This is a genomic window from Pseudidiomarina indica, assembly GCF_900104245.1.
GTDB lineage: Bacteria > Pseudomonadota > Gammaproteobacteria > Enterobacterales > Alteromonadaceae > Pseudidiomarina > Pseudidiomarina indica.
This window is the reverse complement of the sequence record NZ_FMXN01000018.1, coordinates 1-17,098: the sequence shown is the minus strand read 5'-3', so window position 1 is coordinate 17,098 and position 17,098 is coordinate 1. Positions and strand designations below refer to the sequence as shown.

The following is a 17,098-nucleotide window of genomic DNA, read 5'->3' as shown; positions in this document are numbered from 1 at the left end:
CATCGAATCCGTTAAGTTGGCGTTCGCCCTTGCGAACCAGCTTGGGCTCAAAGCTACCGTTTCGGTCGCGGGGGATATCCAGTTCGATATCACCGTTGGTGCTGCGAACCGTTTTCTTAGTTTTGCCGTTGCGAGAGTTGCCGCTGTTGTTGCCGGTTGAGTCATTTGGTGCGTAGCCTAAATGGGCTTCCATTTCAGCTTCTAGCGCCCGCTCTGCCACCTTCTTGGTAAGCTGTTTGAGTAGGCCGGTTTCGCCTAAGATGTCTTCTGGAGAATCACAGCCATCAAGCAGCTGATCGATGAGTTTGTCTGATATTGGCATTCTGATATCCTTCTTCGATATTGTTAAGAATGCCATTTACACAGATATTTTTACACTCTCTTAAACGACCACCCTCGGACACTCGTAGTTCGCATAGATTTATTGTTCCCTCGATTTTATCAATGTGATGCCGATAATTCCGTTATAGCCAGATTCATCGGCAAGCTTCGCTATTGTATTGACGTCGATTGCCGACAAAGGCGAGCTAATGGCGCGAGAGTCCACGATACACGTCTGCGGTCTATTTGGTGTAGAGAGGAGACAGATGAATCAAATGGTCATTATCACATGTTGCTGTTTGTTAACCGCGACACCTATTTTCAGCTTGGCAATTTCAAAAGTTTCGATAAAGGTCTTGCAGGAATGATTAACACCGCTTGGGCTTCCGCATTAAAACTCGACCATTGGAATGCCATCGGGACAGTAAATTTTCCGGAGAATCCGCTTTACCATCTACAGGAGGGAAGCCCAGACTTTGCTCAGGTATTTCAAGACGTCTTCTACCGCGCCAGCTACCTCGCAAAAGCAAAGGCCAAGACCTATGGGAATCGGTATCGGTCGTTTGGTGTGAGTCAGATTTAACTCGACAGACCAAAGCGACATTCAATTACTCACATATATGAATCTTTGGGGCGGAACTTCACCGCCTCTTTTTGGTACGTAAATCCTGACATGAAGCACGACATGCAAATCCGTCCAATAACTAAGTCACAAATCAATCTTATTGCCAAACAATGTGGATTCCGAGGTAAGCTCTCGTGTGTGGGCTTTATCTGAGATTAAGCATGCCTACTTTGGGTTCAGGTTGTTGAGTGCTAAGATAGCGCATATACAGGTTATCATGGATGTAGCTATGCCAAAGAAGCGAAAAAAAAAGCTGAGTCCCATAGAGAAGCTTACCCCTTCGGTTTTACCTAGTGTTTTAGAGTTCGAGTTACGGCAACTCTATGAGCTCGCATGCCAAAACTCAAAACCCCTTTGGCCAAGAATCGACCCATATCAGGAAGAGCTACCTGACGAGTCTTTGATTGAAGATTTTTTCCGATTAACTCACTTGGGTATGCGTAAAGCTCAAGAAAGCATGCTTGACCGCTTGCTGTGTCAAGATGAGTCTGATGAATTGAGTTCTGTTCGATATTTTGCATACCGTGGTGTCGCGGATGCGATAGCTTGGCAGCTACTAGGCAGTGAACTCGCTTATGCAAAGCGCTTCTTTATGGCAAAGCCATCCCCTTCTCTTTATGAATCGAATATTCAATCAGTTATAAGTGCTGCTGAAAAACTTCATTCAACATACTCTGACTCTATAGCCCTCATCACTGATTTAACCTCATTCATTCAAGTTGGTGATATTCTTCTCAGACAGCCAAACAAAGGTATAAGTATTTATGAGGTTAAAGAAGGTAAAGTAAATCAGGAAATCTTAGGTTTACTCAACCAAGGGCAAAGCGCTGAGGAGCAATTTAGCAGCAATGAGGTGTTGAAAAGTAAACCAGAGAAATTTAGAAAACAGTTTGAACGAGCATTGAGACAGAAGATGCGAATGGAAAACGTCAGCGAAACCTTGCTAAAAGACGAGGGTACTGATGCAGCAACAGGTAGACACGTGGTGCTTCCCACTCCTTCAAGTTATATTGGGAGTTGGTATCCGAAACTACTAGAAGCGTACGATAGATGTATGGAGAGAGGCTGGGGTATCGCTTTAGTTCAAGACTGCTTCTACATAGGCTGTTACGAAGCAGGAAAGTTTAGCAGGCCAGGTCAAATGGCATTTGAAGTCTGGTTTTCAAGCCAGGCCGCGACTGAGGACTGCCCGAGAATGTCGCTAATTGCCTGCATGACTGACCCTATAGCTCTGCCTATTTACTCCTTACCCATCCCGGATGAGTTCAAATTTGATTTGCTCTTTGGTCGCAAACACGTTTCACTTGGATTGAATGTTCCAGAGCTAGTCAGATTAGCCCAGCTTCACGGCATCAATGTACGATTTGCTTCGAAAAAAGAGACTACTCAAGCACTGCAGCGAAACGGCAACTTTCTTTGGAGATATCAAGGTAAAGCCATATATATCTTGAAAAATGGAGATAAGATTTTCCTTGGAGAAGGATTTACTTTGAGAGTGTTTTTCCATGGCGAAAAGCCTATAGATACGCTACGAGCATTCTCTTGTTCCTAATGAGTAGGAGCTTAACTCACCCTTGTGATTTGCATTAGAAGTGGTAAATGGCCGTGATAGTTCAGCAAAGGACACCATTGATTTGAAGCTAAGTATTGAGGAGTTTCAATGGTTCAACTCACAAGAGTACGAATCACTGTTCACGAACGAGTGGAGTCACTTGCTTCAAAACAATCTTTGGAGTGAAAGTAAATTCATCCGTAAAGCGAGACTATGGAAACTTCCCGTTAAAGGAGTGGTAAAAGGTGAACCAAGCGAGTTTTATGAGCGTGGACTCCTAAAGTCCGATGGCGTCACTTGTGATTCTCAGCCACTTTTCCATCCATTCCGCTTGCACACACTAGACAAATTACTGCAGTTCAGAGAGCAGCCAACTGATTGGTTAACTGAACAATCAAGAGTTTGGAATCTGGTAATCGACCTAATCATCGCTCTTGAGCCAATTTTCTGGCCCCAAATCACTGGACTTACTCGCTTTAGCCTTACGAATGAGCATACACGCTTTGAGACAGTTGCAACGTATAAGGAGAAAGTTTTAAAATTTATTTCCAAGCTCAATTCGTCCCAGTGGAGAGAGATCCACCACTCACTTAAAATCGACGCCTCGAACAAGGATGACAACTCTGACCTGTACCTGCTTCTCAGACATTCAAGATGGGAGCAGCGTAAGAAGCTAAGCGGCTCAATTGCCGCCGGTCTATGGTTCCGACATATTGCAGAATTGCTTAGGTTAGGCTTCGAGCAAGCCCGAGGAGAGAAGTGGCTTGAAGAGGATTATAGTCATGGTATATGGCATGAAGGCAGCAGAACACTTGCATATGGCTCAGAGCGTCCTTCCGAAGACCCTTACTTAACCAGGTGTTACTTATCACAAAGTTTTGGGCTTTTAACTGGAAGTGTTGTTCGCTGGTACGTTGAGGGCGCAACTGAACTTTATGCAATTCGTACTATGATACCCTCGCCCGAAAGATTAAATATCGAGGTTGTCGATCTAAAAGGTAATCTTAAAAGCGACAAGCAGAACATCGCTATGAAGCTCAAGGATTGCTTAACAGCCGATATTGCGCAGCGACGTTTTAGCTTCATTTCTTTTGACACAGACGTCAGTCAGAATGTTAAAACCATCCGGCAACAAATCGCTCAAGGACGTGTTTGTGGATATGTTACCGCACATGAACCTGACTTCGAGTTTGCTAACTTCGACATTCAAGAACTAGTTGAAATTGCTTCAGAGTTAGATAGAACCAGAGGTTATGATCCGGCTACTCTAATTGAGGCCGACTGGTCTGAAGTTTCTAATGGTAAAGAGTTTGAGCAAATGTATAAAGTTCGCTCGCAACGAGGAACCTCTCTCAAAGGCGCTGAGTGGGGAGAAGCTCTAGCAGAGTATGTAGATAGATACCCCGTTAGAAATGGAGAAGAACGCCCGTTTTTCAAACAACTTAGAGCAGCCGTCCAAGCTGTTCGAGTTAAGTATGAACTGCAGCGAAACGAATTCATAGTAAGCCCAGACACATTTAAAAATGAAAAAAAGTAAGCGTGCTTAATTTCACGCTCCTACCCCTCAAAGCTCCAACTCAACAAAGTCCCGATCAACATCCTCTTGGGTAAGGCCAATATAACGCAGCGTCACAGCCTCTGAACTGTGGCGCAGCATCTTCATAACTCGAGCGAGGTCGTTCGTGTTTTTGTACAAATGGTAACCCCGCGTTTTGCGCATGGAGTGCGTACCCAACGCGAGCCCTACCTCCTCGCCTATCATTGAAATAGCGAGTGAGACGTATCGACGGCTCAGCGGTCTTGGTTCTTTGCGTAATGACCAGCGGTTGCTGGTTGGAAGTTTGAGTGTGCATACAAATTCCTCTTAATCGTGAATGCACACTGGGTGATATAGGTTTGAAAATTGATGGCTTGTCGCCATCCAAACGCACTGGGATAGAAGCGTTGCGTAGCTTCCAGAAATCATTGCTTTCATCCTGAAACCCTCAAGTCCGTGTGAACTTCAGATTTTGGCAAACTTCGGCTCATCGTTGCGGTTTATGCCACTAAGGAAACAATCTGCGTGACCAAGTAACTCAGGAGCGTGACGAGCACATTGGTCCATCGAAACAATAAAAAGTTACAGCTCTGCGCCATCGCATGACACAAGCCAATTCGAAGGATTACCGTCATGCGCCTGATTAAGCTGGAAGAAGTAAAGAGAAAGACGACCCTCAGCAGAACCAGTATCTACAAACTCGCGGTAGAGAACCTATTCCCGAAGCCTGTGACGGTCATTGGCCGCAGCCGAGTGTGGGTTGAAGAGGAGATTGATGATTGGATTAGGGCGCGGATTGCGGAGCGGAACGGAACAGCGCAATTAGCGATAGGAAATTAATGGCTGTACTTTGTGACTCCTCAGAAAAACGCAATGAAACACTGCTTGAATACTACTTACGCACTCACGGGCATTAAGTTCCTGATGGGGTTGAGTTCTGGGAGTATGATCAAGAATTAGACAGAATAGACCGTGTAATTTAGTTCTCACATTAACGCTAACGACCTATATGTTTACCAACGTATAACGGCCAATCGACCCTCAGAAATTTAATCTTTTCTGTTACGACTGAATACTGAAACTCAGTTATTTTATTGATTTATCGTAACCGATCGGAGATGGTATACACGATTAGTTATCAAGGGAATGTCATGACCTATAATACCAACAAATTCAATGAGGATAGCCGGGTAAAAATACCAGCCATATTGCACCTAATGCGGCTAGGTTATCAGTATCTATCCCTCAAAGGACAAAGCTGGGATCTCGACACCAATATTTTTCCGGATTTATTCAAAACCGCTATAGGTAAGATTAATCCTGGTGTTAAAGAAACGGAAGTCGGCCGTTTATTCGAAGATGTGAAACTGCTACTTGATAACGAAGACCTTGGTCGTGCGTTTTTTGAGCGCCTGTCTGAACGTTCAAACACTAAACTAATCGATTTTGAAAACTTTAGTAACAACACCTTCCATGTTGTCACCGAGCTGACGTGCCAGAATGGTGACGAGGAGTTTCGTCCAGACATCACTCTGCTAATCAATGGCATGCCGCTAGTATTTATTGAGGTGAAGAAGCCCAACAACCGCGAAGGGATATTGGCTGAACGTGATCGCATCAACAAGCGCTTTCAGAACCCTAAGTTCAAGCGTTTTGCTAACATCACCCAGTTTATGATTTTCTCTAACAACATGGAGTACGACGACGGCGACCCGGAGCCTGTGCAAGGTGCCTTCTACGCCAGTAGTTCTTACCATAAACCAGTATTTAACTACTTCCGCGAAGAAGAAATTTTAAACTTAACAGCCTTACTAAAACCGGTATCGGACGCCGACGAGCTAAAAGTATTAAAAGACAACAATCTGGAAGTGATTCGCAGTAACCCTGAGTTTCAAACGAACAAACAACCTGAGCGCCCAACCAACCGCATCTGTACCTCCTTACTCAGTCGTGAGCGTTTGGCATTTATTTTGCGTTACGCTTTGACCTATGTGTCTGAATCAGACGGACTACAAAAGCACATCATGCGTTACCCGCAGTTGTTCGCGACCAAGGCCATCGAACGAAAACTAAATGACGGAATCAAGAAAGGGATTATCTGGCATACCCAAGGTAGCGGGAAAACTGCCCTAGCTTTCTATAATGTCCGTTTTTTAACCGACTATTTCCAGCAGCAAAAGGTAATTCCAAAATTTTATTTTATCGTTGACCGTTTGGACCTTTTACAACAAGCACAACGTGAATTTACTGCACGTGGGTTAACCGTGCATACCATAAATTCTCGTGATGCTTTTACTCGGGATATCAAAGCCACACAGGTAATCCATAACCATTCGGGCAAGCCAGAAATCACCGTAGTGAATATTCAGAAGTTTCAAGATGATCCGGATGTTGTGAGTACTAAAGACTACAACATAGCAATACAGCGCGTATATTTTCTGGACGAAGTGCATCGCAGCTATAATCCGAAAGGCAGTTTTCTAGCCAACTTAAGTCAGTCAGACAACAATGCGATCAAAATTGGCTTAACTGGTACGCCGCTATTGGGTGACGACTACAACTCACGCGCCTTGTTTGGCGACTACATCCACAAGTACTACTACAACGCCTCGATTGCTGACGGTTACACCTTGCGGCTAATTCGTGAAGAGATCAGCACCCAATACAAGATACAACTTCAAAAAGCCCTTGAAGAAGCCGAAGTGAAAATGGGTGATGTGGACCGCAAGCTGATTTATGCCCACCCAAGCTTTGTTGAGCCCATGCTGAGCTATATTGTCAGTGACTTTGAAAAAAGCCGTGGCGCATTAAACGATTCAACGATTGGTGGCATGGTCATTTGCGACAGCTCAGATCAAGCAAAGCAGATGTTTGAAATTTTTAACGCTGTGTATGCTAAGTGGCCAATATTACCAAAAACATTTGGAGCTCAAGAACACGAAATACTTGAGGCAGCCGAACCGGTTCCAAGCGACTATGTAGTTTCAATTAAACATTCACAAAAAGTAAAAAGCGCAGCGCTGATTTTGCACGATATCGGCACGAAAGAAGAACGCAAAGACTGGGTCGAAGACTTCAAGGCAGGCAAAATAGATTTCTTGTTCGTGTACAACATGCTACTCACCGGCTTTGACGCCAAACGCCTGAAGAAACTCTATCTGGGCCGGGTCATCCGTAAGCACAACCTGTTGCAAGCACTTACACGGGTTAACCGCACCTATAAGGACTTCCGCTACGGCTATGTGGTCGATTTTGCTGATATTCGCAAAGAGTTTGATGCCACCAACAAAGCCTATTTCGATGAGTTGCAGTCGGAGCTCGGCGATGAAATGGAGCACTATTCACAACTGTTCAAATCGCAGGAAGAAATCAAGCAAGAAATCGAGCATATCAAAGACGTGCTGTTCCGCTTTGATACCGATAACATGGAGGAGTTCTGCAATCAGATCAGCCAAATACAGGACCGCGACACTGTATTAGCGCTTAAAAATGCCTTAGCTGATGCTCGCAGCTTGTACAACTTGATTCGCTTACAGGGCGAGTATGACTTTCTTGATGAGCTAGATTTTACCAAGCTGAATGTGCTGTACCGCGAAACAAGTAATCATCTGGATCTACTAAACCTTAAAAATGATTTAGAAAGCGGACAAGACACCAGTAATCTGCTGAACCGGGCATTGGAAGACGTGATCTTCAAGTTTGTGAAAGTTGGCGAAGAAGAATTGGTGCTAGCCGATAAGTTAAAGAATACCCTGCGTCAAACGCGTGAAGCGCTGGCCAGTAATTTTGACCAGCAAGACCCGCAGTTTATCAGCCTAAAAGAAGAGCTAGAGCGCCTGTTTAAGAAGAAAAACTTAAGTGAAGTGACTCAAGATGAAATGGTGGCCAACATTGACGCGCTGAATAAAATTCACGACCGCGTCAAAGAGCTTAATCGTCAAAACAACCAGCTGCGGCAAAAGTATCTTGGCGATGCTAAATACGCCCGTATTCATAAACGCCTACAAGAGCGCCAGCAAAGCCAAAGCGACATCAGTGACTCGGAGCGTAAAATTTTTGAAGCACTCGCGGGTGTAAAACAAGATGCCGACGAGCAAGTGCTCAACAACAGCCAAGTACTGGATAACGAAAGCTACTTCGAGCGCCAAATGATGCCGCTGGTCATTGGTCGCTTTATGAAAGAACAAAATATCAAACTCAACGCCGACGCCTCACGTTACATTAACCACCTCGTCGTCGCGGAATATTTAAAAGAATTTAATACTGGCAGCCAAGCGTGGTAATGCGAGTAACACTGATTAGGAAGTAAACACCAAATGGTTGAATTAGAATTTCAGCAAAAAACCAAAGAATTAATCGATAGCTTAAAAAGCATCTGTGCTAACTATGGTTTAGGTAATGACGGTAACGAATTTAAAATCATTACCCAAACGTTTTTGTACAAGTTTTTAAACGACAAGTTCGCTTTTGAAGCAAAAAAGCTCGACGACACCGTCGCTAAGGCTGATAAGTGGGAAGAAGCGCTGGCAGCCATGAGTGAAGACGACCTCGACATGCTGCAACTGCAAATGGGCGGCGATACCGCACGGTTAAAGCCGCAGCACTTTATTAGCTACCTATTTAGCCAACAAAACGCGCCCGACTTTGCCAAGCTGTTTGACGACACCCTGATGGATATCGCCATTAGCAATAACGATATTTTTGCCGTAAAAACCGACGGCGGCGCCAAGGTGGTGCTGTTTGATCGTATAAGCGAATTTATCGCCGACCCTTCCAAACGTGATGATTTTTGCCGTGCCATTATCAACAAACTAGTGGAGTTTAGCTTCGAGCGTATTTTTACCCAGAAATTTGATTTTTACGCCACCATCTTTGAATACCTGATCAAAGACTACAACAGCAACTCGGGCGGCAAATACGCCGAGTATTTCACCCCTCATGCTGTAGCACGCATTATGGCGGAAATTCTAGTGCCTAAAGCGCAACGCGGCAGCGTTCGCAATGTCAGTTGTTACGACCCATCGGCGGGTTCGGGTACGTTGCTGATGAACGTGGCCCATGCCATTGGTGAAAACCGCTGTAGCATTTACACGCAAGATATTTCACAAAAATCATCCAACCTGCTGCGTTTAAACCTGATCTTAAACAACTTAGTTCACTCTATCCCGAATGTGATCCAAGGTAATACGGTGTTACACCCCTACCATAAAGACGGCAAAGAGCTAAAACGCTTTGACTATATTGTTTCTAACCCGCCATTTAAGCTCGACTTCAGCGACTTTAGGGATGAGCTAGACAGCAAAGAAAACAAAGAACGCTTTTTTGCTGGCATTCCTAAAACGCCAGCTAAAGCCAAAGATAAAATGGCAATTTACTCACTGTTCTTACAACACATCATTGCTTCGCTTAAACCTAGTGGTAAAGCGGCTGTTGTAGTACCAACCGGCTTTATTACTGCGCAATCGGGTATTGATAAAAAAATCCGTGAACATTTGGTGAAAAACAAAATGCTGGCGGGCGTTGTTTCCATGCCATCCAATATATTCGCCACCACCGGCACTAACGTATCCATTCTATTTATCGACGCCAGCAACGATGGTGATGTGGTATTGGTAGATGCCTCAAACTTGGGTGAAAAAATTAAAGACGGTAAAAACCAAAAAACCGTATTAACCACCGATGAAGAACAACAAATTATTGATGTCTTTAACGCTAAAGAAGCTGTGGAAGACTTTTCCGTCGCGGTGAGCTATGACGAAATTGAAGCCAAAAATTACTCATTAAGTGCAGGCCAGTACTTTGATGTCAAAATCGAATATGTAGATATTACCCCAGAGCAGTTTGCCGAGAAGATGCAGGGCTTTTCCAGCAATTTAGATAGCCTGTTTAGCCAGTCACGTGATTTGGAAGCGGAGATCAAAAAGCAGTTGGCGGGGTTGAAGTATGAGTAAAACGATCCCTGCAACAGATTACTGTTACTCAATATTTGATGGTACGCATGATACCCCAAAGCAAAGCGATATTGGGTACCCCCTCGTAACATCAAAGCACATGAATGGTGATACATTAAATATTTCGGAAGCTTATTTAATATCTAATGAAGATTTTGAGAGTATCAACAGGCGTAGCAAAGTTTCTCAATGGGATATTTTGTTCAGTATGATCGGTACCGTTGGTGAGGTCTATTTAGAGAGAAGTTCTAGTATTAATTATGCTATAAAAAATATAGGTGTATTTTCATGTAAGGATGAAAAGAGAGCTGAATGGCTTTATTATTATTTGAGAAGCCCCGCGGCTAGAAAACATATTCAAAGGTATCTTAGTGGCGCTGTCCAAAAATTTTTATCACTTGGAGCACTGAGAGATTTTCCGGTATTGCCTTTCGATGAAAAAGCCAGTGTAGCTATTAGCATAGTCGCAGCAATCGACAAAAAAATCGAACTCAATAACCGCATCAACGCCGAGCTGGAAGCTATGGCAAAAACCTTGTACGACTATTGGTTTGTGCAGTTCGACTTTCCCGACGACTCGCCACAAGGTCAGGGCAAACCCTACAAAACCTCCGGCGGCAAAATGGTCTACAATCCAACCCTAAAGTGCGAAATACCGGAGGGGTGGGAGGTTGCGCCTTTATCTTCAATTACTGGAGTAAGCAACGAGTCTATTAATCCCGCAGACTACCCCGAAAAACTATTTAAGCATTTCAGTATCCCCGTATTTGATGCAACAAATACTTTCGGTGTTGAGCGGGGAGATACTATTGGAAGTAACAAATTCACTGTTGAAGATACCGACTTGCTCGTATCAAAACTAAACCCTTGGTTTAACAGGGTTGTGTATGCAATGGCAGAGCCTGAACAGATTTGCTCAACTGAATTTGTTGTTTGGCGTTGTCCGAATGCCTCTATCAAAAACTTTATGTATATGATCGCAACATCCCCGCAATTTATTGCGCATTGCACTCAATCGGCGACAGGTACATCAAATAGCCATAAGCGTGTAAATCCAAACGTGATGATGCGATTTTATCAACCATTTAACTTGAAAGTCGCTGAAAAACTCGGACAACATTTAGAACCAATATTAAAGCAACTGATTGTAAATCAGCGAGAAAATACAAAGCTAGCTTCGCTACGAGACTGGCTTCTCCCCATGCTAATGAACGGCCAAGTAACAGTAAAATAAGGAATACTGGCGATGACAATAAGCCAAATTGAGATAAGGAACATCAAAGGCATTTCGCATGAGTGCTTTAAGGTGCAATTAAAAGCCTGCAAACCCAATCTTTTAGTTGCGCCAAATGGCTTTGGCAAGAGCTCAGTCGCCACAGCATTTTAGTCGATGAATACCAAGCGAATCGATCTCGCGGAAAAGGATCATCATAAAGAAAACGATAAACTGGCACCTGAGCTGAGCATCACGGTTAACGGACAGAAGTTAACCGCAGACAAAACCAAAAACGAGATTCGACAACAGTTTGATGTGTTAATAAAAACCATGCTTTTAATGATGGCAATAAGCGATCATCGTTGGTGTTAGGCGCTTATTTCCTTGAATTAAACGGTTTTGACTATGTGGTAAAGCGCTTTGCCAAAGAAATGGAAAACATCGTCGTTTGGGTTGCAGATAACGTGATCGACAAGGATCTATTACGTCAGATCATCAGCTCAGTACTTTATGACGACGATTATCCGGAGTCGGTTAAATTAGCTATATTTGAAGCGATCGAAGCCGCTAAAGATTACTAACCATTTCGTGGATCATCACGAGATGGTACGTATAGATGGCCATTCAGCTTTATTAATATTAAAATCGCACCAACAACACCCCTCCCGCTACCCGTTAGATCAGCGCCCCGCGAGGGGTTACTCGTTTTTAAGGCTTCTAATTTTTGGTACCGTAATGAATTACGGCACCAAAATTCGCTTTAATCCACACATCATTCTCCGGTCCACAAAGGTGGTGCAGCAGCGCTAGGTTAATCTGGTGGCTGATCACGTTGGCCTTTCGTTTTTGGCTTTCTTTTTATCTATAGTTGCATATCAAAAAGCACTTGGTGATACATAATAGCTAATCATTCTTGTGTTTGTGGGATTACGATGATATGTTTTTGTATATAATTATTCCTAATTGATTCATTAAGGCGTATCGAAATGAGCTATGTAACAGAGCAGATACTAGAAAGTCTTCGAGAAGCTCGGGTACGCAAGGGGTTTAGCCAAAGAGAGTTAAGCGCGCGTTCGGGGGTGCCGCAAAGTCATATTTCGAAAATCGAGTCTGGCGGTGTTGATTTAAGAATATCCAGTTTAATTGCACTTGCCCGTGTACTCGATCTAGAGCTATTGGTTGCGCCTAAAAAGTCAGTTCCTGCCATCAAGTCGATCATTCGAAGCAGCCAAGGTATTAACGGTATCAGCGATGAAGCTGAGCAGATGTCACCGGCATATCAGTTAGGGGAAGACGACGATGACTAATCATGTTTCTACGCTCAACGTGTTGCTCTATGGCGAACCCATAGCAACGATCACCAACGTGGGCAATGACAGAACGCTTTTTGCCTTTATGGATTCGTACATTCATGATGAATCACGGCCCGTGTTAGGGCTGGGCTTTAAAGATGCACTGGGTGGCTTACTGACTAACTTTAAACCGACCCAAACCCAATTAACTCCGTTTTTCTCTAACCTTTTGCCAGAAGAAACCATGCGTCATTACCTGGCAGAGCGTGCCGGAGTGAACCCAGCGCGGGAATTTTTTCTATTGTGGGTGTTAGGACAAGATTTAGCAGGTGCGATCACGGTTGAACCTGCTGATGGCGAAGCGCTGCCGCCTAATGTGCATCAAGACATTGACGATGAAACGAAAATAGATGTTCCAATGCGTTTTTCATTAGCGGGTGTACAGTTGAAGTTTTCAGCCGTACAACAGGCAAACGGTGGTTTGACTATTCCAGCAACCGGTCAAGGTGGCTCTTGGATTGTGAAATTGCCATCGTCTCGCTTTGACGCTGTGCCAGAAAATGAATATTCGATGATGGAACTGGCTCGCATGTTGGGGATGGATGTGCCAGAAACGCAGCTACTCCCGATTAACCAGATTGCTAATATCCCAGATGGTATTGGTAAATTTGGCGATGCTTTTAAAAATGCTCAGGCGTTTGTGATCAAGCGCTTTGATCGTGCAGGTGATCAAGCCGTACATATTGAAGATTTTGCGCAAGTGTTTGGCGTCTATCCTCAAGATAAATACAAAAAAGCCAGTATGCGCAATATTGCTCAGGTTATCGGCATCGAAGGTCAAGACGAAGACATTGCAGAATTTACGCGTCGATTGGTGTTCAATACCCTAATTGGCAATGCGGATATGCATCTGAAGAATTGGTCTGTGATTTACAAAGACAAGCGCACCGCATCGATTGCGCCTGCTTATGATTTTGTCTCAACCATTCCTTATATCCCCGATGATAGTGCGTCGCTGAAGGTGAGCCGAAGCAAAAAATTCAGTGATTTCACGCTGGATGAATTATCACACCTAGCGGCTAAAGCCATGCTGCCAGAAAAATTGGTATTAGATACTGCCAAGCAAACCGTGGCAGGCTTTCATGAAATCTGGGCGAAAGAAAAAGCGCATTTACCACTTACCAAGTCGATGATTGAAGCAATCGAAACACATTTGCGAAGCATACCGCTACGCTAAAATGAGAACCGACGCGTACAGAAATGCAGAGGCGTCAGTCATATTGGCTTGAAAGCTGTGTTTGAGAAGTCTGTTTGGTGGCTTATTTTGTTAATCCAAGCCCCGATTGCCCCATTCCTTGGGGCAGTGTAATTTCCTCTTATTCACCCTCTAAAGCTCGGCATATCAAGTGTTGCCCCATTGTCCCAACTGCCCACGGTAAGTGAGCAAATGGCTTGTTAGGTTTGATTCTTAGTGAGTCAATGCGCCAAAGCTATTGATATGGGTATGAAACACACTAAAGGCGTAGTGAATTTCCTCTTTGCTAAGCATCCTGTCTTTACTGGACTCCACGCCACCGGCATCGTCCACGGTAAAGGCTGCGGCGGGGTTGTTCAGCGTTAAGTCGAGCTTTATCGCATGTCGAAATAGCTGCTTCATGTACATCAAGGTATCGTTGGCAATGGTAGGGCGATTACTTTCTCGAATGCATTCCAATACTTCGCGCACATCGCGTGCGGTCACCTCAGCAATACACTTAATGCCAATGACTGGGCTTATCTCTTTGGTGTAAACCCGATACGGAATCTTGGGGTGCTTTAGTCGTCGACTCAGATCGGTTCGATACCAGTCATGGAACAGTTGATCCACGGTTTCAATGTCAGGTAACTCGATTTTCTGTTTTTCTAGAAGAGGATCTATGCCGTCACGTACTTCCTTTCGAAAGTATGCGGCGGCAATTCGAGCGTCTGCCAACGACATTAAAGGAAACTGCCCCAAGGTTGCTTCTCGTCGTCCTTTGGCTGTGGTGTAGCGGATCATCCAGTAAGGCGAGCCTTGTTTGCGGACGCAAAAATATAGACCTTCACCATCTGAATATTTTTTGGGGTCGGCTTTGCTGTATGCAATAACCTGTTTTGCTGTGAGTTTTCCCATGTTTACTCCATAGTTGCTGAAATAATGGAGGGGGCAATAATGGCTGCCCACCACCGATTTGCTTATTGAATCAGCAGCTAACCTGTTGTGGTGGCGAGTTAAATGCGAAAATTGGGTAACTTACTGCCCACCAATTTGCTCACCGCAAAATGCTTATTGAGCAAAAATGAGGGGACTGCCCACCATTCTGCCCACCACTAAACAGGTAGTTGGTAACGGACATCTGCAAACCGATTTGGACGGGGAAAATAAAAAAGCCCTGTATTTACAAGCAAATAACAGGGCTTCTAAGACATTCTTGGACGGGTAAAAAAACTATTCGATGTTTTGGATCTGCTTATTGATTAATTCTTAATATCATATTAAATCAAATAGTTATTAATTTATCAGCATGCTTATTGAATAAGACTGAACAAAAGACTCACCATTCAAGCCCGCCCAGCTTTGTTGATAAGATTCAATTTTCGAGCCGAATACTTAGTTTGTTTTTACATTCGCCATTCAGCTCATACAACAAATAGCTCTTATTTACTTTGATAACGCCACTTCCGAACTACCGCGCTAATTTGGCCTATGGTCAATGCCTCACTTTGCCAGCCCTTGTCAAAATCAACGTCATTTGATCTGGGTAATTGATCCTCAGACAAACTTCGAATCATGACTCTAGTAGGTAACGTGGCTGCTTGACCAACAAAGATAGCTTCCTGACGTCTTAAACCTGAAAGCATTTTTGTTAAGCCGGACATCGAATCCGGTAACACACTGCGAACATGCTCGCGGTCGGCATCATTAGTTATTCGAAGTACTATCCATGAATTACATTGCGACAGAACAGTCGCTTCAACTTCACTCGGCCTTTGCGAGACTAATAATAGACCTACGCCATACTTTCGGCCTTCCTTGGCAATTCGACGAACTGCAGATTGAGCAGCCTCATACTGTGCCTCACCACGATTTGGTACGTATCGGTGTGCCTCTTCACACACCAAAAGTACAGGACTATTTTGCCGTTCGGCCTCGGTTTGCCAGACTTTAAGTTGAAACACGATTCTAGCGATGGCAGCGCTAGCTACACCAGCCACTTCATTAGGTACACCAGACAAGTCAACAATTTGCACTGTGGTTTGCTGCGTTAAGAATTGATTGACGATTGTTGGTAATGGATCTTCAGCTTCATCCCAACTTTCCATCATAAACTTGAGCCGGCCGTCTTTTAGCAAGGAATCAATCTTTCGAATGACTTTATTGTAATCTTCGTGATCTTTTTGAGCTTTATTTGATGGTCGCTGCTGATTAATTGCTCCAATTAATCCTTCTGTATACAGCTCATCGTCTTTTTTGCCAAAATTATCCAGCCCACTACTGTCACCGATAACATAAGGGATTGGTGAATCAACTGTCAGCAAGCTCCTATCAAGCCCTAATTTTTCAGCGGCTTCCTCACGAGCAGCAATCAGAGCATTCTTAACAATGTTTGATTGTGACGTTGCTGCAAACTCAGTCTTGCCGATAAACAAGCTCAGTGACTCTTCTAAATCGAGTAACCAATACGGTAGTTTCAGTGATCCCTCATCTGTCGATAAGCGTCGGTGTGCTGGAAACGCCTTACCATATTCATTATGCGGGTCGAGGATAATAATTTGCGGATGCCAGTGTTCATGACTGGCTATCTGGCCACGTTCGAGAATACTGTGAATAACTGCCGCAACAGTGCCTGATTTACCGGCTCCGGTGGAACCAAGAATGGCAGTATGTTTGCCTAGCAACTCGTTAAGCTCTGCGTAACAAGGGGCACCGCCTGATCCAACATGCTCGCCAAGTTGAATAACGGCACCTTTGGCGTCACCGTAAATAAACCTAAGCTCTGATTTGGGTGTCAGGTAAATGGTTTGCTGTGGCAGTGGGTAAGTGGCAACACCGCGCTCAAACTCGAGGGTAAATTCATCCTCTCCCTTCTTGCGCCATTCACCCTCACCAAACAAATCTGCTTCAATAATACGTTCATCAGAAGAGGCAACAGGCAAACCCTTTTCTATCTGATAATCGGCCTTCATGCGCAGCCGGCTCACTAAGCCATAAATAGAACGGTGACCAAAATGGATTTTGATAATTGAACCAAACTGCCCAATAGGGTAGTTCTCACTGTAATCCCCCCGAAAAATCGGAGCAGTTATAAGTAGAAAATTCCGTTAAACTAAAACGAAGGAGTTTTCTATGCGCAAATCACGATACACAGATAGTCAGATCTTAGCGATTCTGAAACAAAACGAGAACGGTATACCGGTTCCAGAGCTTTGCCGTGAACACGGCATGAGCTCAGCTCAATTTTATAAATGGCGCGCCAAGTTTGGCGGCATGGACGCATCGATGATGAAGCGTCTCAAAGAGCTTGAGGACGAAAATAAACGCCTCAAGAAAATGTATGCCGAAGAGCGACTTAAAGCTGAGATCC

General features: G+C 44.1%; 14 protein-coding genes and 2 pseudogenes. 12 read left to right on the top strand and 4 right to left on the bottom strand.

Annotated elements, in window-relative coordinates; genetic code table 11:
* The coding region (locus BLP64_RS10430) for a transposase (RefSeq protein ID WP_176754973.1) at positions 1-322 on the bottom strand (322 nt) is incomplete at its 3' end.
* A 72-nt stretch (positions 323-394) separates the two neighbouring features.
* Here BLP64_RS10430 and BLP64_RS10840 point away from each other — a divergent pair.
* From BLP64_RS10840 to BLP64_RS10415, 3 genes and pseudogenes are all read left to right on the top strand, one after another.
* Positions 395-904: pseudogene (locus BLP64_RS10840) on the top strand (inovirus Gp2 family protein); the annotation flags it as partial.
* 271 nt (positions 905-1,175) lie between these two features.
* The gene (locus BLP64_RS10420; protein WP_143001098.1) at positions 1,176-2,498 is read left to right on the top strand and encodes a hypothetical protein; all 1,323 of its coding nucleotides are present in this window, start codon (positions 1,176-1,178) and stop codon (positions 2,496-2,498) included.
* An 82-nt stretch (positions 2,499-2,580) separates the two neighbouring features.
* Complete coding sequence (locus BLP64_RS10415; protein ID WP_143001097.1) at positions 2,581-4,035, top strand: hypothetical protein; 1,455 nt, start codon at positions 2,581-2,583, stop codon at positions 4,033-4,035.
* A 27-nt stretch (positions 4,036-4,062) separates the two neighbouring features.
* Here BLP64_RS10415 and BLP64_RS10410 read toward each other — a convergent pair.
* Positions 4,063-4,302, bottom strand: a pseudogene (locus tag BLP64_RS10410) (tyrosine-type recombinase/integrase); the annotation flags it as partial.
* A 366-nt stretch (positions 4,303-4,668) separates the two neighbouring features.
* On the opposite strand from BLP64_RS10410, the gene BLP64_RS10405 reads away from it, so the two are divergent.
* The 8 genes from BLP64_RS10405 to BLP64_RS10370 all read left to right on the top strand — a co-directional run bounded on the left by BLP64_RS10405 (position 4,669) and on the right by BLP64_RS10370 (position 13,731).
* Positions 4,669-4,875, top strand: a complete 207-nt coding sequence (locus BLP64_RS10405; protein ID WP_092593983.1) for a helix-turn-helix transcriptional regulator — start codon at positions 4,669-4,671, stop codon at positions 4,873-4,875.
* A gap of 311 nt (positions 4,876-5,186) precedes the next feature.
* Entirely contained in the window at positions 5,187-8,318 is a 3,132-nt protein-coding gene (locus BLP64_RS10400) for a type I restriction endonuclease subunit R (protein WP_199286068.1), read from the top strand.
* Between the two features lie 33 nt (positions 8,319-8,351).
* Complete coding sequence (locus tag BLP64_RS10395; protein ID WP_092593981.1) at positions 8,352-9,986, top strand: HsdM family class I SAM-dependent methyltransferase; 1,635 nt, start codon at positions 8,352-8,354, stop codon at positions 9,984-9,986.
* Positions 9,979-11,220 carry a restriction endonuclease subunit S gene (locus BLP64_RS10390; RefSeq protein WP_092593980.1) on the top strand — a complete coding sequence of 414 codons (1,242 nt, stop codon included), beginning with the start codon at positions 9,979-9,981 and terminating at the stop codon, positions 11,218-11,220. Before BLP64_RS10395 ends, BLP64_RS10390 begins: the two co-directional genes overlap by 8 nt.
* 156 nt (positions 11,221-11,376) lie before the next feature.
* Entirely contained in the window at positions 11,377-11,574 is a 198-nt protein-coding gene (locus BLP64_RS10930) for a hypothetical protein (protein WP_233340154.1), read from the top strand.
* Positions 11,568-11,783 (top strand): hypothetical protein, encoded by a 216-nt coding sequence (locus BLP64_RS10380; protein ID WP_199286067.1) that lies wholly within the window; start codon positions 11,568-11,570, stop codon positions 11,781-11,783. The genes BLP64_RS10930 and BLP64_RS10380 overlap by 7 nt, the downstream gene beginning before the upstream one ends.
* Before the next feature lie 405 nt (positions 11,784-12,188).
* Positions 12,189-12,509 carry a helix-turn-helix domain-containing protein gene (locus BLP64_RS10375; RefSeq protein WP_092593979.1) on the top strand — a complete coding sequence of 107 codons (321 nt, stop codon included), beginning with the start codon at positions 12,189-12,191 and terminating at the stop codon, positions 12,507-12,509.
* Complete coding sequence (locus BLP64_RS10370) at positions 12,502-13,731, top strand: type II toxin-antitoxin system HipA family toxin (protein WP_092593978.1); 1,230 nt, start codon at positions 12,502-12,504, stop codon at positions 13,729-13,731. The genes BLP64_RS10375 and BLP64_RS10370 overlap by 8 nt, the downstream gene beginning before the upstream one ends.
* Positions 13,732-13,962: 231 nt before the next feature.
* Here the strand turns inward: BLP64_RS10370 and BLP64_RS10365 are convergent, their stop codons facing one another.
* Both BLP64_RS10365 and BLP64_RS10360 read right to left on the bottom strand, forming a co-directional pair.
* On the bottom strand, positions 13,963-14,646 hold the full coding sequence (locus BLP64_RS10365; protein WP_456107074.1) for a tyrosine-type recombinase/integrase: 684 nt from the start codon (positions 14,644-14,646) through the stop codon (positions 13,963-13,965).
* A 524-nt stretch (positions 14,647-15,170) separates the two neighbouring features.
* Positions 15,171-16,700, bottom strand: coding sequence for an ATP-binding protein (locus BLP64_RS10360; protein ID WP_199286066.1), 1,530 nt, complete (start codon positions 16,698-16,700; stop codon positions 15,171-15,173).
* A gap of 160 nt (positions 16,701-16,860) precedes the next feature.
* Here BLP64_RS10360 and BLP64_RS10355 point away from each other — a divergent pair.
* A partial coding sequence (locus BLP64_RS10355) for a transposase (RefSeq protein WP_143001096.1) occupies positions 16,861-17,098 on the top strand: 238 nt, incomplete at its 3' end.